Below are 25,208 nucleotides of genomic sequence, written 5' to 3'. Positions count from 1 at the left end.
CGATCAGACGCCGTGGGCGGCGTGGCAGCTGCTGGCAGGTAAGCCCAGCCAGCGCTGGGCCGCTGCTTGCAGCCCGTGCAGGTCACCTGTGGTGAACAGTTGCATGCGTGCTGCCGCTGACAGCGGCGCGGGCCCCAAGCGCAACAGACCTGCTGCTTCGAGCAGCCTGCGCGTCTGGCGAGCGACGGGTTCGCCTGTTGAGACCAGCTGAACCGACGGGCCCAGCAGTGCTTGCAGCGCGTCTTGTGCAAACACATAGTGCGTGCAGCCCAGCACCAGGGTGTCCATTTGCCCAGCTGCAGAGCCGAAGTCACCCATGCCCGAGGTGTAGGTCGCCAGCAGATCCTGGATGCGTTGCTGCGCTGCCTCCTCGTGCTGAGGCAGGGTACTTTGCTCGATGGCCAAAGCCAAACCATTGCAGGCCTGCACCACGAATTCAGCCTGGTCCTGCTGACTCGCCAGCAAGCGTGCAAATTTGTCGCTGCCCACCGTGCCGCGTGTGGCCATCACACCGATGCGGCGCGTCTGGCTCAAGGCGACAGCGGGCTTGAGCGCAGGCTCCACCCCCACCAGCGGCAAATGCGGGTGACGCACACGCAGCTCATGGATGGCGGCAGCGGTGGCCGTGTTGCAGGCCACCACCAGCGCCTTGATCTGGTGTTTTGCGATCAAGTGCTCGGCAATGGCGTGGGTGCGCTCACGCACTTGCAGATCGCTTTTTTCGCCATAAGGCGCGTGGGCATTGTCGGCCAGGTACACAAAATGCTCGTGGGGCAGCGCCGCATGCAGGGCCTTGAGCACACTGAGGCCGCCGATGCCGCTGTCAAACACGCCGATGGGGTGTGCTGCAAGAGTCATTCTGTGGATCTGTCAAAAAGGCCGCGATGGCGGCCTTTTTTGCGCTGCGATCAGGCCGCTGTGACGCCGATGCCCTTGAACTCGCCCGTGGCGATGCGCTTTTGCCATTCGGCCGGGCCGGTGATGTGGGCGCTGGTGCCGCCGGCATCGACGGCCACCGTCACGGGCATGTCGACCACGTCGAACTCATAGATGGCTTCCATGCCCATGTCGGCAAAGCCCACCACCTTGGCGTGTTTGATGGCTTTGGACACGAGGTAAGCCGCGCCGCCCACAGCCATGAGGTAAGCCGACTTGTGCTTTTTGATGGCTTCGATGGCCACCGGGCCGCGCTCGGCCTTGCCGATCATGGCAATCAGGCCGGTGTTCGCCAACATCATTTCGGTGAAGCCGTCCATGCGCGTGGCGGTGGTCGGGCCTGCGGGGCCCACAGCTTCGTCGCCCACGGGGTCGACCGGGCCCACGTAATAGATCACGCGGTTCTTGAAGTCCACTGGCAGCGGCTCGCCCTTGGCCAGCATGTCCTGGATGCGTTTGTGCGCGGCATCACGACCCGTGAGCATCTTGCCGTTGAGCAGCAGGGTCTGGCCAGGTTTCCAGGCGGCGACCTGCTCGGGCGTCAGGGTGTTGAGGTCCACACGCTGGCTCTTTTCGGTATCGGCCGTCCAGCCCACATTGGGCCACAGGTCGAGCGATGGCGCTTCAAGGTAGCTGGGGCCGGAGCCGTCGAGCACAAAGTGCGCGTGGCGGGTGGCTGCGCAGTTGGGGATCATGGCCACGGGCTTGCTGGCCGCGTGCGTGGGGTACATCTTGATCTTGATGTCCAGCACGGTGGTCAGGCCGCCCAGGCCTTGCGCGCCAATGCCCAGGGCGTTGACCTTGTGGTACAGCTCTAGGCGCATTTCTTCGACTTGGTCGAGCTTCTCGCCCTTGCTCGATTTTTCGAGCAGCTGGTACATGTTCAGGTCGTCCATCAGGCTTTCCTTGGCCATGAGCACGGCTTTTTCGGCCGTACCGCCAATGCCGATGCCCAGCATGCCGGGCGGGCACCAGCCTGCGCCCATGGTGGGCACGGTTTTCAGCACCCAGTCGACGATGCTGTCACCGGGGTTGAGCATGATCATCTTGGACTTGTTCTCGCTGCCGCCGCCCTTGGCCGCCACGGTCACGTGCACATGGTGGCCGGGCACGATCTTGGTGAAGATCACGGCGGGGGTGTTGTCCTTGGTGTTTTTGCGGTTGAAGTGCGGGTCTGACACGACGGACGCGCGCAGCATGTTGTCGGGGTGGTTGTAGCCACGGCGCACGCCTTCGTTGACCGCGTCTTCCAGACTGCCGATGAAGCCGTCGAACTTCACATCCATGCCCACTTCGAGGAACACGTTGACGATGCCCGTGTCCTGGCAGATCGGGCGGTGACCGTAGGCGCTCATCTTGCTGTTGGTCAGGATCTGCGCGATCGCGTCTTTGGCCGCTGGGCTTTGCTCGCGCTCGTAAGCGCTGGCCAGGTGCGAGATGAAGTCGGCGGGGTGGTAGTAGCTGATGTACTGCAGTGCAGCGGCTACCGATTCGATCAGGTCGTCTTGTTTGATCAGTGTGGTCATGGTGTTTCCCGGAAAAGTCAAAAAACTGGGTTGGATCAGTGTTCAGCGCTGCCGTGGTGGGACATCAGGCGGTCCGCATAGGCAATCGCGATGGCACTGAGCAAAAAGGCAATGTGGATGATGGTTTGCCACATCAGCACTTTTTCGTCGTAATTGGCAGCGTTGATGAACGTTTTGAGCAGATGGATCGAGCTGATGCCAATGATGGCCGTGCCCAGCTTGACCTTGAGCACCGAGGCATTCACATGGTCCAGCCACTCGGGTTGGTCGGGGTGACCTTCAAGGTTCAGGCGCGAGACAAAGGTTTCGTAGCCGCCGACGATCACCATGATCAGCAAGTTGGAAATCATGACCACGTCGATCAAGCCCAGCACGACCAACATGATGACGGTCTCATTGAGGGCCGTGACAGACGCGTCCGTTTTGTAACCAATGCTGCTGACCAAGGCCTGCAGGGCGTGTTGGTTGCCAAAGGCGGCTTCGAGCAAGTGCACCAGCTCAACCCAGAAATGGAACACATAGACCGCTTGTGCGGCAATCAGGCCGAGATACAACGGCAGCTGAAGCCAGCGGCTGGCGAAGATGAAGTTGTTCAAGGAACTCAAGGAACTTTGTGGGTTGGGTGAGCGTTTGGCCATGGTTTTCCTGAAATTCGTCCAACGTCTGTTCACATCGGGCAAACCCGGATTTTAGGCCTTAGAGCTCCGGGGTGTGGCCCCTATTGTGCAAGCCTGATGTCAGTCAGTGCTTTGTAAGAGCGAAAGCAGACATTTGCATCAGTTTCAAAACACGCCATGTCATTGAGGAGACAAATCAGATGAGTGCCACCATTTACCAACCCAGTGCAGATTTCGTTCAGAAAGCGCATGTCGCTGGCATGGCCGCCTACGAAGCCCTGTGCAAGGAAGCCGAAACCGATTACCAGGGCTACTGGGGTCGCCTGGCCAAAGAGCTGATCAGCTGGAAGACGCCTTTCACCAAGGTGCTCGACGAGTCCAATGCGCCTTTCTTCAAGTGGTTCGAAGACGGCACGCTGAACGCCTCCTACAACTGCCTGGACCGCAACGTCGAAAAAGGCCTGGGCGACAAGACCGCCATCATCTTCGAAGCCGATGGCGGTGAAGTGACCAAAGTCACCTACAGCCAGCTGCTGGCCAAAACCTGCCAGTACGCCAACGCCTTGAAGAGCCTGGGCATCCAGAAAGGTGACCGCGTGGTCATCTACATCTCCATGTCCATCGAAGGCGTGGCGGCCATGCAGGCCTGTGCCCGCATCGGTGCCACCCACTCGGTGGTGTTCGGTGGCTTCTCGGCCCAGTCGCTGCGCGACCGCATCGAAGACACGGGCGCTGTGGCCGTGATCACTGCCGACAACCAGGTGCGCGGTGGCAAGCTGCTGCCCCTCAAATCCATCGTGGACGAAGCCATCGCCCTGGGCGGCTGCGACGCCATCAAGAACGTGCTGGTCGTCAAGCGCTCGGGCGCCGACATCGCCATGACCGCAGGCCGTGACCTGTGGATGGCCGATGTGGCCGACCAGCAGGCCACCACCTGCGAGCCTGAGTGGGTGAGCGCAGAGCATCCTTTGTTTCTGCTGTACACCTCTGGCTCGACTGGCAAGCCCAAAGGCGTTCAACACAGCACGGGTGGCTACCTCCTGCACGCTGCTTTGACCACCAAATGGACCTTCGACCTGAAGCAAGACGATGTGTTCTGGTGCACCGCCGACATTGGCTGGGTCACGGGCCACACCTACATCACTTATGGCCCCTTGGCCTTGGGTGGTACCGAGATCGTGTTTGAAGGCGTGCCCACTTACCCCGATGCTGGCCGCTTCTGGAAGATGATCCAGGACCACAAGGTTTCGATCTTCTACACCGCGCCCACCGCCATCCGCTCGCTCATCAAGGCCGCGGAAGCCAACGACGCTGTGCACCCCAAGAGCTACAACCTCTCCAGCCTGCGCCTCTTGGGTTCGGTCGGTGAGCCGATCAACCCTGCCGCTTGGGAGTGGTACTACGAGCACGTGGGCGGTAGCCGCTGCCCGATCGTGGACACCTTCTGGCAGACCGAAACCGGTGGCCACATGATCACCCCGCTGCCGGGTGTCACGCCCATGGTCCCAGGTTCCTGCACATTGCCGTTCCCCGGCATCCAGGCCGCCATCGTGAGTGAAACCGGCGAAGACATGCCCAATGGCCAAGGCGGCATCCTGGTGGTCAAGCGCCCATGGCCTTCCATGATCCGCAACATCTGGGGTGACCCCGAGCGATTCAAGAAGAGCTACTACCCCGAAGACTTCAAAGGCAAGTACTACTTGGCGGGCGACGGTGCGATCCGTGACGAGAAGACCGGTTACTTCACCATCACTGGCCGCATCGACGACGTGCTGAACGTCTCTGGTCACCGCATGGGCACGATGGAAATCGAATCTGCGCTGGTCAGCTGCACCGAGCTGGTGGCCGAAGCCGCCGTCGTGGGCCGCCCTGACGACACCACGGGCGAAGCGATTTGCGCCTTTGTGGTGCTCAAGCGCGCTTTGCCCAACACCGACGAGGGCAAGGCGATTGCCAAACAACTGCGCGACCACATTGCCAAGGAAATCGGCCCCATCGCCAAGCCCAAGGACATCCGCTTTGGCGAGAACCTGCCCAAGACCCGTTCGGGCAAGATCATGCGCCGCCTGCTGCGCTCGCTGGCCAAAGGCGAAGAGATCACGCAAGACATCTCCACGCTGGAAAACCCCCACATCCTGGGGCAGCTGGGTCAGGCGTATTGATCTGCTGATGCAGCAAAAAACGGCAGCCTTGGCTGCCGTTTTTCTTGGGGCCTGGAGGGCTCAGGACTTCATGCCCAGCCCCAGCTTTTCAATCAGGCGCTTTTCCTTGACATAGCTGGCGAGGATGAACTGGGTGTACTCCTCGCTGTCCATGTAGATCACGGGCTGGTCGTACTTCTCGAAAGCGGCCATGACGCCGGGGTCGCTCAACGTTTTCTTGAAACCGTCTTGCAGCTTGCGGACCACTTTGGGGTCCATGCCTCGGGGACCAGCGATGCCGAAAGGGGAGTCGGACACCGTGTCGTAGCCCAGCTCGTTGAGCGTGGGCACTTTGGGCCAGCGCTTGGTGCGCTTGCTGCCGTAGGTGGCCAGCAGGCGCATGGTGCCTGCTTCGACGTGGGGCGCCCAGCCTGTGGCATCGCTGTGGGCGTCGATGTGGCCACCCAGCAGGGCCTGCAAGCCATCCGAGCTGCCCTTGAAAGGCACATGCGTGAGCTGGATGCCCGCCTTGCTCGCGAACTCTTCCACCGCCAGGTGGGGCGTGGTGCCGTTACCAGTCGATCCGTAGTTGAACTTGCCGGGGTTGGCTTTGGCGTAGTTGACCAGGTCCTTGATGGTCTTGAAGGGCGAGTCGGCCTTGACCACGATGCCGAAGGTGTAACCCGTGAGGCAAGCGATGTAGGTGAAGTCTTTGAGTGGGTCAAACTGCATTTTCTGCATGTGCGGCAGGCGCGCCACGCCAATGGTGATTTGAGACAGGGTGTAGCCGTCGGGTGCGGCCTTGACCAGTTCGTTGGGGCCGAGCATGCCGCTGGCACCGGGCTTGTTTTCGACGACGACTTGCTGGCCCAGCACCTTGGTGGCCCCTTCGGCCAGCGCACGCATCACGATGTCGCTGGACCCGCCCGCAGGCCAGGGGCAAATCAGTTTGAGTGGGCGTGTCGGGAAGGTTTGCGCTTGAGCCAGTACGGGCAGCGCCAGGGTAGCGGCGCTGGCGATGCCGGTTTGCACAAACTGGCGGCGTGTGGTCGGGTTGTTTTTCACAAGGCTCTCCTGATCGGATGTCTGATTCAGCGCACAGTATGGCCCTTGGCCAAGGCGGCCTGCATCGGGAGTTCCCTCATGCGGTCACGTGGGCGACCAGGGCCACCGCCCGTGCCTCAGTCCCCGCGCACCACACCCTCGCGCCGAGGATCAGCGGCACCAAACCAGCCCGTGGGTGTCCGCTCGATCGCTTGCAGCCCACTCGTCATGTCGCTCTGTCGCACCTCGTGCCCTCGGGCTTGCAGCGCTTGCACGGTGCTGCCAGGCCAGCGCTGGCTTTCCAGCAGGACAGGTCCGCCCAGATTCGCAAAGTTGGGCAGGTTCACCGCCTGCTGCACGTTCAAGCCCCAGTGCAGGGTGCCCACCAGCACTTTGCCGGTGAAGTGGATGATGATGGCCCCACCCGGGCTGCCAGCGGTCAGCACCAGTTGGCCAGTGGCTTGGTCAAACACCAGCGTGGGCGACATCGACGAGCGCGGGCGTTTGCCGGGCTCAACCCGGTTGGCCACAGGGCGGCCCTGCGCGTCGGCGGGTGCCAGGCTGAAATCGGTCAGTTCATTGTTGAGCAAAAAGCCTCCCGGGCGCGCCGGGTCGGTGGTCACCATGCGGCGTGAGCCAAAGGCGGCTTCGATGGTGGTGGTCATGGCCACGGCGCGGCCTTGCGCATCGACCACGCTGATGTGGCTGGTGCCGTATTCGGGTTGCGTCGGCATGGGCGCGAAAGCGCTTGGGCTGGCCGCGGGTTGGCCCGCTGGGGCCACTTTCATGGCTTGGCCACCGATCAGCTGGCTGCGTTGCTGCAGGTAGTCGGGGGCCAGCAGGCTGCGCCAGTCACCCCCCGGTGCGCTCACAAAGTCGGGGTCGGCCACGTATTGCGCCCGGTCGGCAAAGGCCAGGCGCGAGGCCTCGGTGTAACGGTGCAGCCAGTCGGGCGAGGGCAGGCCATCCACCAGCTCCGGGCCTTGGGCCGTGGTGTGGCTGAGCAGCCCCAAGATTTGCCCAATGGCGATGTGCCCCGACGAGGGCGGTGGAAAGCCGCACAGCCGGTAGGCGCGTGCACGGGCCACATGGTCAAAGCAGAGCGCTTTGCGCTCACGCGGCTGGTAATCGCGCAGGTCTTGCAGGTTGAGGCTGCCCGGGCGGGGGGCTTGCGCGGTGCGTGCCACGATGGCCTGGGCCACTGGACCTTCGTGCAAGGCGCGGCTGCCCTCGGCGGCAATGCGGCGCAACACATGGGCGTATTCGGGGTTGCGCAACACATGGCCCACGGGCCAAGCTTGGCCTTGTGGGGTGTAGAAAAAGCGCGCTGCCAGCGTGTCTTTTCGCAGGTGTGGGTCGGCCTGCAGCAGGGTGTGCAGGCGGGGGCTGACCTTGAAGCCTTGCTCGGCCAGCGTGATGGCAGGCGCAAACAGTTGCGCCCAGGGCAGGGCGCCATGCTGGCGGTGAGCGGCTTCGAGCATGCGCACCGCGCCAGGCACCCCCACCGACTGGCCGCTCAAAACCGCATCGTCAAAAGGCAGGGGCTTGCCGTCAGTGTTCAGAAACTGGTCGCTGTGCGCGCCTGCGGGCGCGGTTTCCCGTCCGTCAAAGGCCTGCACGCGCTGGCCGTCAAAGTGCAGCAAAAATGCGCCGCCCCCAATGCCGCTGGACTGCGGCTCCACCAGCCCAAGTACCAGCTGCACCGCAATCGCCGCGTCAAGCGCCGAGCCTCCTGCCCGCAAGATTTGGTGCCCCGCATCGGTGGCCAGCGGGTTGGCCGCCGCCACCGCCTGCCGGGTGATGGCCCAGCCGGGTTTTTCGGTGTAACCGCTGGCCGATTCGGGTTGTTCAGGGATGGTGTAGCGCCAATGGCTGACCGGAGCTTGCGTAGCGCAGGCAGTCAACAGTGCGAGGGTGATCAGGCTCAAGAAGGGGCGCATGGTGACCCAGTGTAGTGCTTGCGCAGCCTCGCCAAAAACAAAAGGCCCCGAGGGGCCTTTTGAAATGCAACCTGATACCTCAGCTCATTTTGGAGCCAGCCGGATGGCACCGTCCAGGCGGATCACTTCGCCGTTGAGCATGTCGTTTTCGATGATGTGCTTGGCCAGCTTGGCGTAGTCCTGGGGCGTGCCCAAGCGGCTGGGGAAGGGCACACCTGCAGCCAGCGCGTCTTGCACTTCTTGGGGCATGCCAAACAGCATGGGCGTGCCGAAGATGCCGGGGGCAATGGTCATGTTGCGGATGCCGTTGCGCGACAGGTCGCGGGCGATCGGGAGCGTCATGCCGACCACACCGCCTTTGGACGCGGCGTAAGCCGCCTGGCCGATCTGCCCGTCGTAGGCGGCCACGCTGGCGGTGCTGATCAGCACGCCGCGCTCGCCGGTGGCTTCGGGCTCGTTCTTGCACATGGCTTCGGACGCCAGACGGATCATGTTGAAGGTGCCCACCAGGTTGACCATGATGGTCTTGGTGTAGACGGCCAGGCTGTGCGCGCCGTTCTTGCCCACTGTTTTTTCGGCGGGGGCGATGCCTGCGCAATTGACCAGACCCACCAGCTTGCCCATGGACACGGCCTGGGCCACCACGGCCTGGCCGTCGGCTTCGTTGCTCACGTCGCACTTGACGAAGGCACCGCCCAGTTCTTTGGCGATCGCTTCGCCTTTTTCTGTCTGCATGTCGGCAATCACGACCTTGCCGCCGTTGGCCGCCAGCATGCGTGCTGTGCCTTCGCCCAGGCCCGATGCGCCGCCTGTGACGATGAAAACCTTGCCTTGAATGTCCATGCTTCGCTCCTTTTGGTTGACGTTAACGTAAACGTCAATTATGCACATCTGCTCGCCGCTGACCACCCGGTATAGACCGGGAGATCAATTTCCCTCTCAGGGTGTCGTGCCTAGGATGAAGTTCTCATTGGACGAGGAGCAAGCATGGGTTCAGATCTGGAGTGGGTGGACGTTCAGCGGTCCAGGCGCACCGACCGGGACCAGCGCGCGCGGGAGCTGCTGGCCAGTGTGGGCATCATGGTCAATGGGGGACGCCCCTGGGACATGCGTGTCCACCACCCGGGCACGCTGGATCGCATCCTGGCGCAAGGCAGCATCGGTCTGGGTGAGAGTTACATGGATGGTTGGTGGGACTGCGACCAGGTGGACGAGCTGATCCGCCGCATCCTGAGTGGTCGGCTGGACGCGCAGGCCGGGCAGCCCGGCTGGTGGTGGGCTGCGTTGCGGGCCCGGCTGACCAATTTGCAGACGGAGGCCCGCGCCTGGCAGGTGGGGCGCTTTCATTACGACCTGGGCAACGACCTCTATGCCGCCATGCTCGACCCCAGCATGGCCTACAGCTGTGCTTACTGGGCCCATGCCGGGACATTGGAGCAGGCGCAGGAGGCCAAGCTGGAGCTGATCTGTCGCAAATTGCAGCTGGAGCCAGGCATGACGCTGCTGGACATCGGTTGCGGCTGGGGCAGCCTGATGCTGCATGCGGCCCGGCACCACCGCGTGCAATGCGTGGGGCTGACCGTCTCACGTGAACAGGTCCGCTGGGGGCTGGACCGGGCCAAGGGCCTGCCCGTGAGTTTTGAGTTGGCGGACTACCGCCAGTTCAACCCCTTGGGGCGCTTGCGCTTTGACCGGGTGGCGTCGGTAGGTATGTTCGAGCATGTGGGCCACAAAAACTACCCGGCATTTTTCGACATGGCGCGCCGCAGCCTGCATGACGAGGGCCTGTTTTTGCTGCACACCATTGGCAAAAAGCAAAGTGGCCGCATCCTGGACCCTTGGGTTGAGCGCTACATTTTTCCCAATGGGGTGCTGCCCTCGGCGGCCGAGCTGGCGTACTGCGCCGAGCCGGATTTTGTGGTGGAGGACTGGCACAACTTTGGCGCCGATTACGACAAGACCCTGATGGCTTGGCATGAACGCTTTGAGGCGGCCTGGCCTCGGCTCAAAGAGCGTTACGGCGAGCGGTTTTACCGCATGTGGCGTTACTACTTGTTGTGCTGCGCTGGTACATTCAGGGCCCGCGACAACCAGTTGTGGCAGGTGGTGCTTTCGCCCTCAGGGGTGCAGGGAGGGTACCGCCGCCCACCCATGTGAGAGGCCTGTGCCTCCAGAAAGCGTCCATGTCTGCTTTGCCCGTGCAAGCCCGTGTCTTCATTGTGCTGGGGGCCTTGAGCGCTGCTTCCTCGGTGGCCCTGTCTGCGGCGGCCGCCCACCTGCCAGCCTTGCAGGCGGGCGCTTCCACCCTGACCACCGCTTTGGCGCAGCAGCAATTCCATGCGCTGGGACTCATTCTGGTCGGACTGCTGACGGTCCGAGTGCAGTCTCCCTGGCTGACCGCCTCGGGTGGCTTGATGCTGGCGGGCACGCTGCTGTTTTGCCTGAACCTTTATGCCCGTCTGATTTGGGGTTGGGACGCTGCCCGCGCCGCCGTCCCCTGGGGTGGCTCGGCCTTCATCCTGTCCTGGCTCAGTTTGGGGCTGGGCGTCTGGCTGGGCAATCGGCGTCATTGAAACTACTAATCAACAAACTACCCGACCCAGGTTACATTAATTCCTATGAGATTTCTCATTTGATAGTTTTTTTTAATCAACCAAGCCCAAAGGAAACACCATGTCCCTGATCAACACCCAAGTGCAACCGTTCAAAGCCAACGCTTTCCACAACGGCAAATTCATCGAAGTGACCGAAGCCAGCCTCAAAGGCAAGTGGAACGTGTTCATCTTCATGCCCGCCGCGTTCACCTTCAACTGCCCTACAGAAATCGAAGACGCTGCTGACAACTACGCTGCTTTCCAGAAAGCCGGCGCCGAGGTGTACATCATCACCACCGACACGCACTTCTCGCACAAAGTCTGGCACGAGACTTCGCCTGCTGTGGGCAAAGCCAAGTTCCCATTGGTCGGTGACCCTACACACGCCCTGACACGCGCTTTTGGCGTGCACATCGAAGAAGAAGGCCTGGCACTGCGCGGCACCTTCATCATCAACCCCGAGTTGACGATCAAGACCGTGGAAATCCACTCCAACGAAATCGCCCGTGACGTGTCCGAGACCCTGCGCAAGCTCACAGCTGCCCAGTACACCGCCGCCAACCCCGGCCAAGTGTGCCCCGCCAAGTGGAAAGAAGGCGCCAAGACTTTGGCTCCTTCCATTGACCTGGTTGGCAAGATCTAATTCTTGACTTCGGCGCCCTGCCTGGCAGGGCGTTGAGCACAGCGCAACAAGGCCACCAGCCGGGTGTGCGCTGTCCTCAACGATTCCCCCAAAACCCCTTTTTCCGAGGCCCCGCCACAAGCGAGGCCCTGGATGTGTGCACCCTGAAACAGGAGAAAACCATGCTCGACGACACCCTCAAAGCCCAATTGCAGCAATACCTTGGCTTGCTGCGCCAGCCGATCCGCCTGATCGCGTCACTGGACGACAGCGAAACCGGCACCGACATGAAGAGCCTGTTGGAGACCATCGTCAGCCTGTCCGACAAGGTCACGCTCGACACCTCGGGCAACGATGCGCGCAAGCCCTCATTTGTGGTGGCACGCGAGGGCGAGACACAAGGCGTGCGCTTTGCCGGTTTGCCGCTGGGCCACGAGTTCACCTCGCTGGTGCTGGCCCTGCTGTGGACGGGCGGCCATCCGCCCAAGGTGGAGGCCGAAGTCATTGACAGCATCAAGGCCCTGGACGGTGACTTCAGCTTCGAGGTCTACATGTCCCTGACCTGCCACAACTGCCCGGACGTCGTGCAGGCCCTGTCGCTCATGGCCATCTTCAACCCCAAGGTCAAGACCGTGGTGATCGAAGGCGGTGCCTTCCAGAAAGAAGTCGAAGAGCGCCAGATCATGGCGGTGCCCATGGTGTTTTTGAACGGTCAGGTGTTCGGCTCGGGCCGCATGAGCGTGGAAGAAATCGTGGCCAAGCTCGACACGGGCGCAGCGAAGCGCGAAGCGGCCAAGTTGGATGCCAAAGACCCCTATGAAGTCCTCATCGTGGGCGGTGGCCCCGCCGGTGCGGCAGCTGCTGTGTATGCCGCCCGCAAGGGCATCCGTGTGGGCGTGGCTGCCGAGCGCTTTGGCGGGCAGACCAACGACACCATGGCGATTGAAAACTACATCTCGGTGCTCGAAACCGACGGCCCCAAGTTTTCTGCCGCGCTCGAAGCGCAGGTGCGCCATTACGGCGTGGACATCATGAATCTGCAGCGTGCCGACAAGCTGACGCCCGCAGGGGCCGACGGTTTGGTACACATCCAGATGGAAAACGGCGCGACGCTCAAGGCCAAAACCGTGATCCTGTCGACCGGTGCCCGCTGGCGCAATGTGAACGTGCCCGGCGAAGCCGAGTACAAAAACAAGGGCGTGGCCTACTGCCCGCACTGCGACGGCCCGCTGTTCAAGGGCAAGCGCACGGCCGTCATTGGCGGCGGTAACTCGGGCATCGAGGCCGCGATTGATCTGGCGGGCATCGTCGAGCACGTCACCGTGATCGAGTTCGCAGATCAACTCAAGGCCGACGCCGTGCTGGTCAACAAGCTCAACAGCCTGCCCAATGTGACGGTGCACACCAATGCCCAGACGACCGAGATCACCGGTGACGGCAGCAAGGTCAATGGCATACGCTTCAAGGACCGCGCCACCGGCACCGAACACCATGTCGAATTGGCGGGTGTATTTGTGCAAATTGGTCTGGTGCCCAACACCGAGTGGCTCAAGGGAACGGCGGAGCTGAGCAAATTCGGCGAGATCGTGGTGGACGCCAAGGGCCACACCAATGTGCCCGGCGTGTTTGCCGCAGGTGACTGCACCACGGTGCCCTACAAGCAGATCGTGATCGCCGCAGGCGAAGGGGCCAAGGCCGCGCTCAGCGCCTTTGACCACCTGATTCGCCACTGAGCTTGGCTGCGGGTCTGAAAGCGGACTGCTTGCAGTCCGCTTTTTCATTTGGTGAGGATCAGCTTGCCTTGCCGGGTGATCTGGAGTTTGTAGGTTTCGCCCTGGTGCGCGATCAGCACCTGGCTGGCGTTGCCGAACAGCGTCTGGCTGTCGATGGTGCGCGGTGGCGGCGTTGCCCTGGCGGGCTGCGCCTGTGGGCCTGCTGTCTGGGGGGCTGGCTTGTTCATGGTCGGGCAGGCAGGTGAAGGTGATCGGGCCCGATGTCCAGCGGGGTTTTGCAGCCACACAGGGTCATCGTCGCCTCCAGTTCGTCGCGCAGCAGCCGCAGCACATGGGCTGCGCCCCGTGCGCCCGCATGGGCCAGCCCGTACAGGCAGGGGCGACCCACCAGCACCGCGTGGGCGCCCAGGGCCAGGGCCTTGAACACATCGGTGCCGCGGCGGATGCCGCCGTCCACCAGCACGGCCGCATCACCCTGCACCGCGTCCACCACGCGGGGCAGCAGCCACGCGCTGGCAGGCACGGTGTCCAGCGTGCGCCCACCGTGGTTGCTGACGATCAGGCCGGACACGTTCAGCCGAGCGGCCTGCTGCGCGTCCAGCGGGTGCGTGATGCCCTTGAGCAGCACCGGCAAGCGGGTTTGTTCCTGCAGCCGGGCCACATTGGCCCAGGTCAGGGCCGTGTTGGCGTGCCCGGCGCACAGCCCTGTGGGGTTCTCGGGCGGTGTGGCTGGCCAGTGCACGGGGCGGGCGTGTTCGGGCAGAGGCAGGCTTGCGCCCAGGCGGCGCTCGCGGTCACGCACACCTTGCACTGGTGCATCCACGGTCAGCACGATGGCTTCGTAGCCGGCGTGCTCGATTTCAGCGATCAGCTCGCCCTGTGCGCCGTGGTCTGCCTGCCCGTAGAGTTGAAACCACAAGGGGCCGCGGTCGGGTTCGCCGCGCACCAGTGCGGCCACGCTCTGCAAAGGCGTGCTGGTCTGGTGGGACAGCACCATGCCGCAGCCCTGTGCAGCGGCGGCCAGCGCCATGGCCGCTTCGCCATCGGGGTGGGCCCAGCGCTGGTGCGCCATGGGGGCGACCAGCACCGGGGTGGGCCAGGTGCGCCCCAGCAACTCGATGCGCGTGTGGCCGTTGTGCACGTCCTGCAGCACCCGGGGTGCCAGAGCGATGTCCTGCCAGGCCTGGGTGTTCTGGCGCAGCGTGATTTCGTCGGCAGCGCCCCCCGAAAAGTACGCCCAGGCCGCTTCGCCCAGCGTGGCACGGGCCAGCGCTTCGTGGTCGTGCAGGTTGACGGGGTGATGGTTCATGGCTTGGGGGCGGCTGGCTCAGGTGCTGGCCCACTGGCGCAGCAGGTTGTGGTAGATGCCGGTCAGGGCGGTCGTCTGGGCGGTTTCACCCAGCTGGGCACGCAGCTGCAGCAGGTTCATGTCCAGGTCGAACAGGATGCGGCGCTGTTCTTCGCTGCGCACCATGCTCTCGATCCAGAAGAAGCTGGCCAGCCGCACGCCCCGGGTGACCGGGGTGACCTCGTGCACCCGGGTGCCGGGGTAGAGGATGGCGTCGCCCGCTGCCAGCTTGAAGCAGCGTTCACCCCCGTGGTCCTGCACGCGCAGCTCGCCGCCGTCGTAGTCTCGTGGATCGCTGAGGAAGACGGTGCAAGACAGGTCGGTGCGCACCCATTCCTGAGTGGCCTGCGAGCGCAGCACCGCGCCATCGACGTGGGCGCCGTAATGGCTGTGCTGGCTGTCGTAGCGGTTGAACAGCGGGTTGAAGATCCGCCGGGGCAGGGCGGCCGACAGCAGCAGGGGTTCGCGCTGCACCGTGCTCAGCAACAGGCGCTGCAAGTCGCGGCCGTGTTCGCTGTCCTGGGCCAGCTGCAGGTTGTTTTTCTGCGCCAGGGCCTGACCGCCCGCACTGCTGCGACCGTCGATCCAGGGCGCATCATCGCCCAGCAGGGCGCGGGCGGTCCGCACTTCGTCGGCGTTCAGCAGTTGGGGCAGGTGCAGGATCATGGTGGCCTTGTGCGTCAGAAGCGTGTCTTGAGCGAGACCTGCACGGTGCGCGGTGCCCCCGGGCCATAGAAGCCTCGGTAGAGCGTGTCGGCGTAGAGCTGGTTGGTCAGGTTGTTGGCGTTGAACTTGAGCGTGGTGGCGTCGCTGAAGCTGTACTCGGCCATGGCGTCCAGGGTGGTGAAGGCGGGCGCCACCACGTTGCGGTTGCCCTCGGGCGATTGCTCGCTGCGGTGGTTCAGGCCGCCACCGACCCGCCACCGGCTGTTCAGCAAATAGCTGGTCCAGAGGCTGGCGCTGTGTTTGGGGGTGAGGGCCGGACGGTCACCCAGGCGCTGGGCGTTGCCGGTGGTGATGTTGCTGTTGTCGATGCGGGCGCTGGGGATCCAGGTGTGGTTGTAGAACATCTCCCACTTGGGGCTCAGCCGTCCGGCCAGGTTGAACTCCATGCCGCTGGCGTGGCGCTTGCCCGACAGCAGCATCTGGGTGGCGGCGACGTCGGGGTCGGTGTTGCGTTCGTTGTATTTTTCGGTGCGGAACAGGGCCATGCCCAGCGAGGCTTTTTTGTCCAGGATCTCCCATTTGCCGCCCAGCTCGGTGTTGCGGCTTTGTTCCGGTGGGGTGTTGGCCAGTTTGGCGTTGGCGCTGCCCGCGGCAAAACTGCCCAGGGCGTACTGGTAGGTGTCGCCCGAGGTGTTGTAGGACGTGCCGGTGCTGACGTAGTAGCTGCTGGTGTCGTCGGGTTGGTAGAGCAGGCCGGTGCGTGGGCTCCAGAGGTTTTCGCTCATGCGGAACTGGTTGCCGCCGGGGTCGCGGTAGTCGCCCGTGAAGTGGTCAAAGCGCAGCCCCAACACCCACTGCAGGTGTGCAGCCAGCTCGACCGTGTCCTGGGCGTACACCCCCAGGCCTTGCGCCTTGAAACGGTTCATGTCTGGGGCGCCACGCGTGTCGGCTCGCCATGCCCCGTCGCTGGGGGTGCCCACGGTGGTGTTCAGGCCCGAGGCCGTGCCTGCAAAGCTTTGGTTGCGCAAGGCGTTTTCCCGGTAAGCGTCCACGCCCGCGATCAGCCGGTGACGGTGGCCCCATGCCTGCACCTTGCCCGAATAGTCGCTTTGCGCCTGGGTCAGATCGCTTTCGCCCACGCGGCCCTTGGGCGTGCGCTTGAGGGCGGTGCTGGCCGTGATGTCGGCCAGGCTGCTGACCGGGGTCACGAACGCGATGGCGCTGGCCCAGAGATCGCGCTCGTAATGGCCCTGGCGCAGCTGGGTCTTGATCTGGCTGTCGGCATCCAGGCGGTGCACATGGCTGAAGGTGCCATAGGTGCTCTCGGTGCGCAGGTGGTCGCTGGCCAGGCCGTAATAGTTTTTGGCGGGCAGGGTGGGCACGATGACGCCGTTTTGGATAAACCAGGGGTGGTTGTAGAGTGGTCGACCATCGGTGTCGAGGTGGTACAGGCCCACGCTGTACTCGTCGCGCTCACCGATGCCCCAACGGAAGGTCGGTGCGATGCCTTTCTTGTCGACCTTGGCCCCCCAGTTGTCGGCCTGGTGGGTCATGGCGTTCAGGCGCAAGGCGGCGTCTTCACCGGTGACCCAGTTGAAGTCGCCCGTCAGGCGGCGCTGCTGGCCACTGCCCAGTGTGAGGTTGATTTCATGTTCATCCAGCAGGTGAGGGGCTTTGTTGACCTGGTTGACCACGCCACCGGTGGAGCCCTTGCCAAACAACATCGATGCCGAGCCCTTGAGCACCTCGACCCGGTCCTGGTTGAAGGTGTCGCGCTCGATCAGCGGGGCGTCGCGCAGGCCGTCCACGTAGATGTCTCCGGCCTGGCCGAGCGAGAAGCCGCGCAGGCGCACGTCTTCCTCGCCGGTTTCGCCCGCCTGAAAGCTCACGCCTGCCGTGGTCTTGAGGACTTCCCGGAAATCGTCGAGGTTGCGGTCGCTCATCAGGCGCTCGGTCATCACCGTCACGGTTTGCGGGATGTCGCGCAGGGCCTGCCGCCCTTTGCCGATCTCGGTCTCACGCACACGCAGCACACTTTTGGCGTCTTCGACGCGCTTGTCCTTTATGAGTACGGTGCCCATGTCCTTGTCGGTGCTGCTTTGTGCCAGAACGGGCTGTGCGACCGCTCCGGCCAGCATCAGTGCGGCCAGGGGCAGAAGGGGTGTTTTGTCGTGAACGGGGGACGGTTTGTGCATGGTGAAGCCAGTCATGAAGGGGCCGATGGGGTGTTGTCGGCCGAAATGGGCAATGGCTGGCTGTCACCCGCTGCAAGAGGGGTGAGTGGCTGGCTGAACAATGGGCCGCAGATAGGCTGCGGCGATGAGGCGTGTGCTGTGAGGGGCGCGGGCTTTACTTGAAGCCGACGCGGTCAAGCATTTGCTGGACCTTGATCTGGTTCATGCCCACGGCGCTGATCGGGATCAACTCGCTCTTGAAGCTGCCGCCGGTCATGGCCTTGAGGGCCGGGTTGTCAAAGCTCACGCCTTTGGCCACGGGCCACTCGTTGTTGCCGTTGGCAAAGTGGTTCTGCGCTGAGGGGCTGGCCAGGTATTCAAGGAACTTGACGGCGTTGTCCACGTTTTTGGCGTTTTTGGCGATTGCCCCCCCGGCGATGTTCACATGCGTGCCCCAGCTGGACTGGTTGGGAAAGACCACGCCGATCTTCTCGGTCACGGCCTTGTCGGCCGGGTTGGGCGAACGCATCATGCGCGCCAGATAGTAGGTGTTGGTCAGCGCCATGCCGCACTCGCCAGCGGCCACCGCCTTGATCTGGTCGGTGTCGCCGCCCTTGGGGCTGCGGGCCATGTTGTCCACCAGGCCCTTGAGCCAGGCCTCGGTTTTTTGCGGGCCCAGGTGTTCGGTCATGGCACCGAACAGGCTCAGGTTGTAGGGGTGCGAGCCCGAGCGGATGCACAGCTGGCCCTTGTATTTGGGGTCGGCCAGTTTCTCGTAGCTGTCGAAATCGGCCTTGCTGTACTTGAGCTTGTCGAACACGACCACACGTGCGCGGGTGGACAGGCCAAACCAGAGGGTGCCGCCATTGTCGGTGGGTTTGGCACGCAGGTTGGCGGGAATGGCGTCTTCCAGCACTTTGGATTTGACGGGCAGGAACAGGCCATCGACTTCGGCGCGCCACAGGCGCGAGGCGTCGACCAGCAGGATCACATCGGCGGGTGAGGCGCTGCCCTCGGCCTTGAGTCGAGCGAGAATACCGGCATCGTCGGCGTCCACGCGGTTGATTTTGATGCCCGTGGCCTTGGTGAAGTCGTCATACAGCGCTTCGTCGGTCGGGTAGTGGCGTGCCGAATAGATGTTCAGGACTTTGTCCTGAGCAAAAGCAGGGGCTGTCAGCGCCAGTGCGGCGGCCAGTGTGAGGAGTGTGTTGCGGCGCATGGTGTGTGTGGAATTGGGCTGCGATGGCGGAAGTATAAATTAAATGCGAATCATTATCAATAACATTGTGAGGCCCATGGCTTTGGTGGCTGTGGGCGTTTTGCTGGTGGCCTGTGGTTCGACCCCGGTGATGCCGCCAACAACGGCCGTCGTGACGCCCGAGCGGCCTGCTGTGCAGCCAGAACGGCGACAGGCCCGCATTGGCCTGGCCCTGGGCGGCGGGGCGGCGCGGGGTTTTGCGCATGTGGGCGTGATCCAGGTGCTGGAGGAGGCCGGTTTGCGTCCCAACCTGGTCGTGGGCACGTCAGCGGGCAGCCTGGTGGCGGCGCTGTACGCCAGCGGCAAGAGCAGCCAGGAACTGCGCCATGTGGCCGAAACCATGGAAGAGGCCGAGATCACTGACTGGATGCTGCCCATCCTCAACCGCGGCGCCCTGCGGGGCGAGGCGCTGGCGCGTTACGTCAACACCCAGGTGGGTGGCAGGCACATCGAGCAGATGAAGATCCCCTTGGGCATCGTGGCCACCGACCTCAAGAGCGGCAATGCCGTGACGTTTCGGCTGGGCAACACCGGCTCGGCGGTGCGGGCGTCCAGTGCTGTGCCAGCGGTGTTCCAGCCGGTGCGCATCGGTGAGCGCGAATACGTGGATGGCGGCTTGGTCGCGCCCGTGCCCGTGCACCAGGCCCGCGAGATGGGGGCCAATTTTGTGATTGCGGTGGACATTTCCAGCGATCCGGAGGGCAACCCTTCGGGCGACACCTTCCAGATCCTGCTGCAGACGTTCACCATCATGGGCAAGAGCATCAACAGCCTGGCGCTGAAAGACGCCGAGTTCGTGGTGCGCCCACCCTTGACGGGCTTCAAGAGTGCGGATTTCACCGTGCGGCGCCGCTCGATCGAGGCCGGGCGCTCGGCCATGCTGGGCCAGTTGCCTCAGCTGCGGGCGCGCATCGCGGCCTTTGAAGCTGGGCAGTGACATAAAAAAAGGGCTGATCTGGCGATCAGCCCTTGAAGGGATCCCTGTTTCCCGAAGAAATTCAAAAGGATCCGAGGAGACAACTTGCAATCAGGGATAGCCGGGCTGATTACAAGCCCCGGCATCACCGTGTTCAGCGCTTTTTGCTGGACGTCTTGGCTGTGGCTGTGGCGTTTTGGGCCAGGGCGTTGAAGTTGGATTCGGCCAGGTCAGACGCCTGCTTGACCGCTTTCTGGACGGATTCGAATGCGTTGTTGGCGGCCGTCACGGCACCCTTCATCATGGCCACGGCTTGCTCCGAACCTGCGGGGGCGTTGGAGGCGGCGCTGTCCACCAGTGCGGCGAACTGCTTTTGTGCAGCGGCGGTCTGGGCTTCGAAAGCCTTGGTGAATTCGCCGCCGGTGCCGGTGGCGATGTCGTACAGATGGCGGCTGTAAGCGGCTGTTTTCTCGGCCAGGGGCTGGAACAGCGAGGCTTGCAGGGCCAGCAGCTCCTGGGCGTCTTTCACGCTCAGGGCCGATTGGGTGTTTTGTGCGGACTCGTCCAGAGCGGCCTTGGCGGCGGTCAGGTTCAGTTCAACCAGTTTTTCCACGCCAGCGAATGCCTTGGCGGTCAGACCAAACAGGGTTTCAACATTGGCTTTGTGGGAAGCAACGATTTGTTCAGCGGTCATCATGAAAATCTCCAAAGGTTCAAAGTTCAAAGGGACTGCGCCGAAACTGGTCCCGAAGGGCCGATACAGCATGTTGCAGTGCAGCATGGTTTGAAGTATAGGGTTTCCACCCGGTTTGACAAGGCTTGAAACCCCTTGCGAGCGCAGTTTAGAGAGCGTTTTCTAGAATCGTGCCACTGCCTTCGGGCTGTCACCAGCCCTTGTTCATGCACGCTTTTTACGCCGACCACTTCGTTTTGCCCTTGCCCGAAGGCCACCGCTTTCCGATGCGCAAGTACAGCCGTCTGCGGGATCGCCTCGTGGGCGAGGTGCCCGGCATCACTTTTCAGGAAGCGCCGGTCGCCAGCGACGGCGAGCTGGCGCTGGTGCACACCCCGGCCTACATCGAGGGCATTGCCCAGGGTACTTTGGACGCTTCGTTCTACCGGGAAATTGGTTTCCCCTGGAGCCCGGCCATGGCCGAACGGGCGCGGCGCTCGGTCGGGGCCTCGGTGGCCGCCGCCCGCTCGGCCCTCAGCCAGGGGATCGCGGGCAACCTGGCGGGCGGCACGCACCACGCTTATGCCCACAAGGGTGGGGGCTTTTGCGTGTTCAACGACATCGCCGTCACCGCCCGCCTGATGCAGGTCGAGGCCTGGCGCGAGCGCCGCCACAAGCTCCGGGTTGCGGTCATCGACCTCGATGTGCACCAAGGCAATGGCACCGCCCATATTTTTGCGGACGACCCCAGCGTGTTCACGCTCTCGCTGCATGGCGAAAAGAACTTCCCCTTCCGCAAGGAGCCCAGCGATCTGGATGTGGGTCTGCCCGACGGCTGCACCGACGAACCCTACATGCAGGCCCTGCACCAGGCGTTGGCCGAGCTGGAAGGGCGGTTTTCGCCGGACATGGTGATTTACCTGGCCGGGGCCGATCCGCATGAGGGTGACCGGCTGGGGCGTCTGAAACTGACCCACGACGGCATGCAGGCGCGCGATCGGGTGGTCATGGACTGGGCCTGGCAGCGCGGCCTGCCCGTGGTGCTGTGCATGGGCGGCGGCTATGGCCACGACATCGAAACCACGGTGCAGGTGCAGGTCCAGACCTGGCGGCTGGCCCAGAGCTACTGGCAACGCTGGCAGAATCGGAAGTCTCTGAGCACCGAGCACCCGAGATGAGCACACCCGCGAAAACCTTGCCGGACCACCGCGACAGTTACAAAGCCTTTCGCAGCATCACCACCCGATGGATGGACAACGACGTCTATGGCCACGTCAACAACGTCGTCTACTACAGCTGGTTTGACACGGCGGTCAACGCGACATTGATCGAGCAGGGCGTGCTCGACATCCACCACGGGCAGACCATCGGCCTGGTGGTGGAGACGCAATGCCATTACTTTGCGCCGCTGGCCTTTCCCCAAACCATCGAGGCGGGCATCCGCGTGGCCAAGCTGGGCAATTCCAGCGTGCGCTACGAAGTCGGACTGTTCGCGCAGGGCGAGCCCCTGACCGCTGCCCGTGGCCACTTTGTGCACGTGTACGTGGACCAGGCCACCCGCCGCCCCGTGCCACTGCCAGCCCCACTCAAAACCTACCTGGAGACCCTTTCATGAATTTCACCGTTGCCACACCGCAGGTCAGCGCCACTGTCCAAGACCCGGCCAGCGTCGACGCCGCCATCAGCAGCCGCTTCTCGGCCCGCGCTTACCTGAACAAACCCGTGGACCGCGCCGTGCTGCAAGAAGTGCTGGAGATCGCTGCCCGCGCGCCCAGCGGCACCAACACTCAGCCCTGGAAAGTCTATGTGCTGCAAGGCGCCAAGCGCGACGAACTGGTGGCCAAAGCCTGCGCCGCGCACGACGCCATGGCGGCCAATCCGGCGCTGGCGGCCGAATACGCCGAGGAATACGACTACTACCCGGCCAAATGGGTCAGCCCTTTCATCGATCGCCGCCGCGAGTGCGGCTTTGGCCTGTACAGCGTGCTGGGCATTGGCAAGGGCGACAAGGAGCGCATGCACCAGCAGCACCAGCAGAACTTCCGCTTCTTTGACGCCCCGGTGGGCCTGATCTTCACCCTCGACAAGGTCATGGGCCGCGGCAGCTTGCTGGACTACGGCATGTTCCTGCAGACCCTGATGGTGGCGGCCCGCTCGCGTGGCCTGCACACCTGCCCGCAAGCGGCTTGGAACAACTTCTCCAAGATCGCGCTGCCCCTGGTGGGCGCGGGCGACAATGAGATGATGGTCTGCGGCATGGCGCTGGGCTATGCCGATGAGTCGGCCTTGGTCAACACCTTCCAGACCACCCGCGTGAACGCGGCCGACTTCACCCACTGGGTGGAGTGATCGGGCTCGTGTGATCAGGAGCCGTTTTGGGGTTTGAAGACCTGGCGCTGCAACTGCTCAACGGGCTGAGCCACGCCACCACCTTGTTCCTCATGGCTTCCGGGCTCACGCTGATTTTTGGCGTGACCCGGATTGTCAACTTTGCGCACGGCAGTTTTTTCATGTTGGGCGCGCTGTGGTCGGCGCACGCCCTCACGCGCTGGTGGCCTGCGTGGGCGGACAGCGCCTGGGGCTATGCCTTGGCCATGTTGCTGGGCGCGGCTGTGGCCGCTGTGGTGGGGGCCGTGGCCGAGGTCTTGCTGCTGCGCCGCATGCGGCGTGTGCCTGAGCTGTACCAGCTGGTTGCCACCTTTGGTTTGAGCCTGGCTCTGCACGACGCCATGCGCTGGTTTTTCGGACCGGACGAGGTGTTCGCCCCGCGTTTCCCCAGGCTCAAAGGGGCGGTCGAGGTGGGTGAGGCTTTCTTTCCGACCTGGCAATTGTTCACTTTGCTGTTGGGCCCACTGGTCTGGCTGGGTTTGCACCTGCTGCTCACGCGCACCCTGTGGGGGCAGCGCGTCAAGGCGGCCACGCAAGACCGCGACATGCTCGATGCCCTGGGCGTCAGCCCCGCGCCTCTGATGCTGGGCGTGGTCATGCTCGGCTGCGGTCTGGCCGGTCTGGCCGGGGCCTTGCAGCTGCCTCGGGAGCCCGCCAACCTGCAAATGGACTTGAGCGTGGTGGTCGAAACCTTTGTGGTGGTGGTCACAGGCGGGCTGGGCAGTGTGGGCGGCGCGTTTGCGGCGGCGCTGCTGATCGGCGTGATCCACGCGCTGGGCGTGAGCTTTGTACCGCAGGCCACGCTGGTGCTGGTGTTTCTGACCATGGCGGTGGTGCTGGTGTTGCGCCCGCAGGGCCTGGCAGGCGCGCAGGTGCAGGCCGCGCAGCGCGAGGCGGTGACTGTTTTCTCGCACGCACCCGGCGGCCGTCTGGGGCTGGCTTGGTGGGCGGTGTTGCTGGTCGGGGCGGTCTGGGCTTTGGGGCAGGGCGACTACGCCCGCAGCCTGGCCGAAGATGTGATGGTGATGGCGCTGTTTGGCCTCAGCCTGCAATGGATGATGGCGTTGGGCGGTCTGGTCAGCTTTGGCCATGCGGCGTTTTTTGCGCTGGGGGCTTATGCCGCGGCGCTGACCCACCTGAACTGGGGCTTTGGCCTGCTGTTGGCGCTGGCCAGCGGCGTGGCGGTGGCCATGGCCGCCGCGCTGGTGTTTGGCGTGGTGGTGGTGCGCCTCTCTGGGGTGTATCTGGCCATGCTCTCGCTGGCCCTGGCGCAAATGGTTTGGGCGGGTGTGACCCAATGGGTGGCGCTCACCGGGGGGGACAATGGCTTGATTGGTGTGCGACTGGTGCCTGATGCCTCCCGGTTTGCTTTTGGCGTGGCGCTGGGTGTGCTGGTGCTGGTGGCCGTGGGTTTGCTGGCGCGGGCCAGCCGCTCCAGCCGGGGTGGGGCTTTGCAGGCCCTGCGCGACGCGCCCTGGCGGGCGGCAGCCAGCGGCTTGCCTGTGGCGCGTTTGCGTTACCAGGTCTTTGTCTGGAGCGCGGCGCTGGCGGGTCTGGCGGGTGGGCTTTGGGCGGCCGTGAAGGGGGCGGTGTTTCCTTCGGTGGCTTCGGTGGCGACCTCGGTGGATGCCCTGCTGGTCATCTTGCTGGGCGGCGTGCACCAGCTCTGGGGCGCGGTGCTGGGCAGTGCGCTCTTGGTCTGGGGTGGGGCCGAACTCGGCCAAGGTCTGGAGTACTGGCGCGGCGTGTTGGGCGTGGTCATCATGGGGGTCATGGTGCTGGCGCCCAGTGGACTGGCTGGGGGCTTGCAACAAGCGGCCCAGCGTTGGCGGCGGAGGCGCGCATGATGGCCTTGCAAGTGCGTGATCTCAAGCGCCATTTCGGCGGTGTCCGAGCGCTGGATGGCGTGAGCTTTGAGCTGGCTGCAGGCCACTGTGTGGCCTTGATCGGACCCAATGGCGCCGGTAAATCGACCTGTTTTGCCTGCCTGGCCGGGCAACTGCAAGCCCAAAGCGGGCAGGTGCTGTGGGCAGGGCAGCCGCTTTTGGGTTTATCGCCTGCGCAGCGCTTGCAGCGCGGCGTGGCCCGAACCTTCCAGGTGGCCCAGACTTTTGAGGCGCTCACTGTGCTACAAAACCTGCAGTTGGTGCTCAGTGCGGGGAAACTGTCCTGGTGGGACCGTTTGGATCAGCGCAGTGCTCAAGCGGCCGAAGCCTTTCTGGAAGCGATGGATTTGCAGCCGATGCGCCATGCGGTGGTGGCCGATTTGTCCTATGGTGCGAAAAAACGGCTGGAGCTGGCCATGGCGCTGGCAGGTTGGCCGGATGCCCGCATCGGCACCTCTGCGGAAGTGCCCCGTTTGCTGTTGCTTGACGAGCCCGCCGCAGGTCTGGCACCTGCGGAACGCCAGACCATGATGGCCTTGGTGCGCCGTGTGGCCGATTCGGGCGTGACGGTGCTTTACACCGAACACAACATGGATGCCGTGTTTGGTGTCGCAGACAGGGTGCTGGTGCTCATGCAGGGGCGTCTGGTGGCCGACGGCCGCCCTGAGCAAGTGGCGCAAGACCCACGGGTCCGGCAAGATTATCTGGGGCAGGGATTCAGCCTTTGAAAAAGGGCTTGGCCCGCA

23 protein-coding genes are annotated in these 25,208 nt (G+C 63.7%); 11 read left to right on the top strand and 12 right to left on the bottom strand.

Going from position 1 to position 25,208, the window contains the following annotated elements; translation table 11 throughout:
- Positions 1-3: 3 nt before the first annotated feature.
- Genes murI through IC609_RS12020 form a run of 3 tightly spaced genes read right to left on the bottom strand, consistent with a single transcriptional unit; the run spans position 4 to position 3,100 of the window.
- The gene (murI, locus tag IC609_RS12030) at positions 4-858 is read right to left on the bottom strand and encodes a glutamate racemase (protein WP_191819724.1); all 855 of its coding nucleotides are present in this window, start codon (positions 856-858) and stop codon (positions 4-6) included.
- A gap of 50 nt (positions 859-908) precedes the next feature.
- The gene (locus IC609_RS12025) at positions 909-2,462 is read right to left on the bottom strand and encodes a fumarate hydratase (RefSeq protein ID WP_191819723.1); all 1,554 of its coding nucleotides are present in this window, start codon (positions 2,460-2,462) and stop codon (positions 909-911) included.
- 35 nt (positions 2,463-2,497) lie between these two features.
- Positions 2,498-3,100, bottom strand: a complete 603-nt coding sequence (locus tag IC609_RS12020) for a TIGR00645 family protein (protein ID WP_191819722.1) — start codon at positions 3,098-3,100, stop codon at positions 2,498-2,500.
- 179 nt (positions 3,101-3,279) lie between these two features.
- On the opposite strand from IC609_RS12020, the gene acs reads away from it, so the two are divergent.
- Positions 3,280-5,241: an acetate--CoA ligase gene (acs, locus tag IC609_RS12015; RefSeq protein ID WP_191819721.1), complete on the top strand. Its 1,962-nt coding sequence runs from the start codon at positions 3,280-3,282 to the stop codon at positions 5,239-5,241.
- 60 nt (positions 5,242-5,301) lie between these two features.
- Here acs and IC609_RS12010 read toward each other — a convergent pair whose 3' ends face one another.
- From IC609_RS12010 to IC609_RS12000, 3 genes are all read right to left on the bottom strand, one after another.
- Positions 5,302-6,285: a Bug family tripartite tricarboxylate transporter substrate binding protein gene (locus IC609_RS12010; RefSeq protein ID WP_333473688.1), complete on the bottom strand. Its 984-nt coding sequence runs from the start codon at positions 6,283-6,285 to the stop codon at positions 5,302-5,304.
- A 116-nt stretch (positions 6,286-6,401) separates the two neighbouring features.
- The gene (locus IC609_RS12005; protein ID WP_191819720.1) at positions 6,402-8,204 is read right to left on the bottom strand and encodes a gamma-glutamyltransferase family protein; all 1,803 of its coding nucleotides are present in this window, start codon (positions 8,202-8,204) and stop codon (positions 6,402-6,404) included.
- An 84-nt stretch (positions 8,205-8,288) separates the two neighbouring features.
- Entirely contained in the window at positions 8,289-9,047 is a 759-nt protein-coding gene (locus IC609_RS12000; RefSeq protein WP_191819719.1) for a 3-hydroxyacyl-CoA dehydrogenase, read from the bottom strand.
- 144 nt (positions 9,048-9,191) lie between these two features.
- On the opposite strand from IC609_RS12000, the gene cfa reads away from it, so the two are divergent.
- The 4 genes from cfa to ahpF all read left to right on the top strand — a co-directional run bounded on the left by cfa (position 9,192) and on the right by ahpF (position 13,153).
- The gene (gene cfa, locus IC609_RS11995; protein WP_191819718.1) at positions 9,192-10,361 is read left to right on the top strand and encodes a cyclopropane fatty acyl phospholipid synthase; all 1,170 of its coding nucleotides are present in this window, start codon (positions 9,192-9,194) and stop codon (positions 10,359-10,361) included.
- Between the two features lie 26 nt (positions 10,362-10,387).
- On the top strand, positions 10,388-10,777 hold the full coding sequence (locus IC609_RS11990) for a DUF423 domain-containing protein (protein ID WP_191819717.1): 390 nt from the start codon (positions 10,388-10,390) through the stop codon (positions 10,775-10,777).
- 100 nt (positions 10,778-10,877) lie between these two features.
- Positions 10,878-11,441, top strand: coding sequence for an alkyl hydroperoxide reductase subunit C (gene ahpC, locus IC609_RS11985; protein WP_191819716.1), 564 nt, complete (start codon positions 10,878-10,880; stop codon positions 11,439-11,441).
- A 161-nt stretch (positions 11,442-11,602) separates the two neighbouring features.
- Positions 11,603-13,153: an alkyl hydroperoxide reductase subunit F gene (gene ahpF / locus IC609_RS11980; RefSeq protein WP_191819715.1), complete on the top strand. Its 1,551-nt coding sequence runs from the start codon at positions 11,603-11,605 to the stop codon at positions 13,151-13,153.
- A gap of 44 nt (positions 13,154-13,197) precedes the next feature.
- Here ahpF and hemP read toward each other — a convergent pair whose 3' ends face one another.
- From hemP to IC609_RS11955, 5 genes are all read right to left on the bottom strand, one after another.
- Positions 13,198-13,380, bottom strand: coding sequence for a hemin uptake protein HemP (hemP, locus tag IC609_RS11975; protein WP_191819714.1), 183 nt, complete (start codon positions 13,378-13,380; stop codon positions 13,198-13,200).
- Positions 13,377-14,462: an alpha-hydroxy acid oxidase gene (locus tag IC609_RS11970; RefSeq protein WP_191819713.1), complete on the bottom strand. Its 1,086-nt coding sequence runs from the start codon at positions 14,460-14,462 to the stop codon at positions 13,377-13,379. Before IC609_RS11970 ends, hemP begins: the two co-directional genes overlap by 4 nt.
- An 18-nt stretch (positions 14,463-14,480) precedes the next feature.
- Positions 14,481-15,167 carry a Fe2+-dependent dioxygenase gene (locus tag IC609_RS11965; RefSeq protein ID WP_191819712.1) on the bottom strand — a complete coding sequence of 229 codons (687 nt, stop codon included), beginning with the start codon at positions 15,165-15,167 and terminating at the stop codon, positions 14,481-14,483.
- Positions 15,168-15,181: 14 nt separating this feature from the next.
- The gene (locus IC609_RS11960) at positions 15,182-17,362 is read right to left on the bottom strand and encodes a TonB-dependent receptor (RefSeq protein ID WP_225224131.1); all 2,181 of its coding nucleotides are present in this window, start codon (positions 17,360-17,362) and stop codon (positions 15,182-15,184) included.
- A 154-nt stretch (positions 17,363-17,516) separates the two neighbouring features.
- Positions 17,517-18,560, bottom strand: a complete 1,044-nt coding sequence (locus IC609_RS11955) for an extracellular solute-binding protein (protein ID WP_191819710.1) — start codon at positions 18,558-18,560, stop codon at positions 17,517-17,519.
- Positions 18,561-18,636: 76 nt separating this feature from the next.
- Here IC609_RS11955 and IC609_RS11950 point away from each other — a divergent pair, with 76 nt between their 5' ends.
- Complete coding sequence (locus tag IC609_RS11950; RefSeq protein ID WP_191819709.1) at positions 18,637-19,536, top strand: patatin-like phospholipase family protein; 900 nt, start codon at positions 18,637-18,639, stop codon at positions 19,534-19,536.
- Between the two features lie 133 nt (positions 19,537-19,669).
- On the opposite strand, the gene phaP is transcribed toward IC609_RS11950, so the two are convergent.
- Positions 19,670-20,212, bottom strand: a complete 543-nt coding sequence (gene phaP, locus IC609_RS11945) for a TIGR01841 family phasin (protein WP_191819708.1) — start codon at positions 20,210-20,212, stop codon at positions 19,670-19,672.
- 203 nt (positions 20,213-20,415) lie between these two features.
- Here phaP and IC609_RS11940 point away from each other — a divergent pair, with 203 nt between their 5' ends.
- Genes IC609_RS11940 through IC609_RS11920 form a run of 5 tightly spaced genes read left to right on the top strand, consistent with a single transcriptional unit; the run spans position 20,416 to position 25,190 of the window.
- Complete coding sequence (locus tag IC609_RS11940) at positions 20,416-21,366, top strand: histone deacetylase family protein (protein WP_191819707.1); 951 nt, start codon at positions 20,416-20,418, stop codon at positions 21,364-21,366.
- The gene (locus tag IC609_RS11935; RefSeq protein WP_191819706.1) at positions 21,363-21,803 is read left to right on the top strand and encodes an acyl-CoA thioesterase; all 441 of its coding nucleotides are present in this window, start codon (positions 21,363-21,365) and stop codon (positions 21,801-21,803) included. Before IC609_RS11940 ends, IC609_RS11935 begins: the two co-directional genes overlap by 4 nt.
- Complete coding sequence (locus tag IC609_RS11930) at positions 21,800-22,537, top strand: nitroreductase (RefSeq protein ID WP_191819705.1); 738 nt, start codon at positions 21,800-21,802, stop codon at positions 22,535-22,537. The genes IC609_RS11935 and IC609_RS11930 overlap by 4 nt, the downstream gene beginning before the upstream one ends.
- Positions 22,538-22,563: 26 nt before the next feature.
- Positions 22,564-24,423: an ABC transporter permease gene (locus IC609_RS11925; protein ID WP_191819704.1), complete on the top strand. Its 1,860-nt coding sequence runs from the start codon at positions 22,564-22,566 to the stop codon at positions 24,421-24,423.
- Positions 24,420-25,190: an ABC transporter ATP-binding protein gene (locus IC609_RS11920; protein ID WP_191819703.1), complete on the top strand. Its 771-nt coding sequence runs from the start codon at positions 24,420-24,422 to the stop codon at positions 25,188-25,190. Before IC609_RS11925 ends, IC609_RS11920 begins: the two co-directional genes overlap by 4 nt.
- Positions 25,191-25,208: the final 18 nt, after the last annotated feature.

This window comes from Limnohabitans radicicola (assembly GCF_014837235.1).
In the GTDB taxonomy this organism is placed as follows: Bacteria; Pseudomonadota; Gammaproteobacteria; order Burkholderiales; family Burkholderiaceae_C; genus Limnohabitans_A; species Limnohabitans_A radicicola.
The sequence above is the reverse complement of the archived record's forward strand: the minus strand, read 5'-3'. Positions and strand labels throughout refer to the sequence as shown.